This window comes from Cesiribacter andamanensis AMV16 (genome assembly GCF_000348925.1).
Lineage (GTDB): Bacteria > Bacteroidota > Bacteroidia > Cytophagales > Cyclobacteriaceae > Cesiribacter > Cesiribacter andamanensis.
On record NZ_AODQ01000232.1, the window covers coordinates 1 to 1,606 of the forward strand.

The window sequence follows — 1,606 nt, forward strand, 5'->3', positions numbered from 1 at the left end:
CAGCTGCTGCTTTTCATCATAGGTATAGGTATAGGCCAGGGTTTCTCCTGCTTGTTCAACAGGGGTGGGCAAAGTCTGTGGATGATTGGTACGCCAGCTCATGGAGGTGATGTTGCCCGTATGCTTCCCTTCATCTTCAGCTGATCGCCTAAGATAATTTATGCCCGTGCCGCTGCGTGTGTAATCATCTTTATAATACTCCAGGGTCATGGCAAAGGCATCATCGGTATCCTTGCCCGGATCAAGCTCCTGTTCGGGGTGGTTGATAGCCTTCAGTGATCCCTGCAGGGTGTAGACATAGTCCAGGCCCTGCATGTTATCGGCCAGCTCTACCCTTTTAAGCGGCCCGTGCAGGTAATAGTGATAGGTAGCAGCCACCATTAGGTACTCCGGTGCCTTGCCTACCCATACTTCCTTTAAGCGCTGGTTGGCATCATAGCGGTAGCTGTGGTAGAAAGCTTCTGCAGGATCATCCTTCTGATAGGCGATCTCCAGGACCTTGCCTGCAAAGTCATAGCTGTAGTGCAGGCTTATGTCTTTGCCGGCTGCCTTCAGGCGCTGGCGCATCCAGCTCACCCTTCCTTCGGCATCATAGCTGTACCAGCTTTTGCTGTTTTCATTCTCCGTATAGGATACCGCCCCGGAGAGCCACTGCTGGTTGAAGCCTGGTTCAGTTGCATCGGGCAGGTCATAAAAACTGGTCAGCCACTGGCTTCTGGGCGATGCCGTTGCCGCATGCAGGTTGGTCAGACCCCCGTCCGGGGCTGTGCTCTCAAGAATAGCCTTCAGGGCAGCATTGCTTCGGCTAAACTGGAGTGTTGTGCCGCTGGGGTTATAGACCCCGCTTTCTACTGGTCTGCCCAAAGCATCGTAGTTGGTATAGCTGTAGGTGCCCCGAAGGCGCTGCTCGGCATTCTGCGAGAAGCGGATCTTGCCATCCCTTCGGTAGATGTATTCGGTCTTGCCCGCATCAGGCTCTGAGACCGACAGCAGATCGCCCCTGAAGTTATACTCATAATGGGTGGTAAAGGGCAGTTTTGTTTTGTCATTCTGGATACCGGCCAGGTACTCATCCAGGCCCTGCAGCTTGATAGCCTTTAGAATCTCATCTACCCCATTGGGGGCAATGGAAGCCAAAAGCCGGCCCCTGTCGTCATAGAAGTTGAAGCTAAGCTCGGAAAAGCCCCAGCTGTACTCAATAAAGCCCTGGGTATGGCCCGCTGCAGGAATGGCCAGGTACCAGCCGGTCTTGGGGGCTGTAAAGCTGCCCCCCGATACGGTGAGCACCTGCTCGCTGAGCATGTCCTTAAGGCTTACCGCACTGGAGGAAAGCTGCACGCTTTTGCCCTTTTGCAGGTAGAACTGATAGGAAATAGGATGAGCCTGGTTTATCTCTGTGGCAGCCTGCGTATAGCTGCTGCCTTTGTAGACGGTGTAGGAAACCGTAAAAGGATGGCTGGCTTCAATGGACGCACAGGCCGAGGTAGAAGTAAAGTTCTCGGCAGACCCTTCATAGAGAATCTCCCCGGTGCGAAGGGCCACCACCCTGATATGGCCTACGCCTGTGACCTTGATATCGTTTACCTGCTGGCAGCCTCCGGTTGGG

1 protein-coding gene is annotated in these 1,606 nt (G+C 54.1%); it reads right to left on the reverse strand.

Features of this window, described 5'->3' with window-relative positions:
- A partial coding sequence (locus ADICEAN_RS22855; RefSeq protein WP_040398701.1) for an RHS repeat domain-containing protein occupies nucleotides 1-1,606 on the reverse strand: 1,606 nt, incomplete at both ends.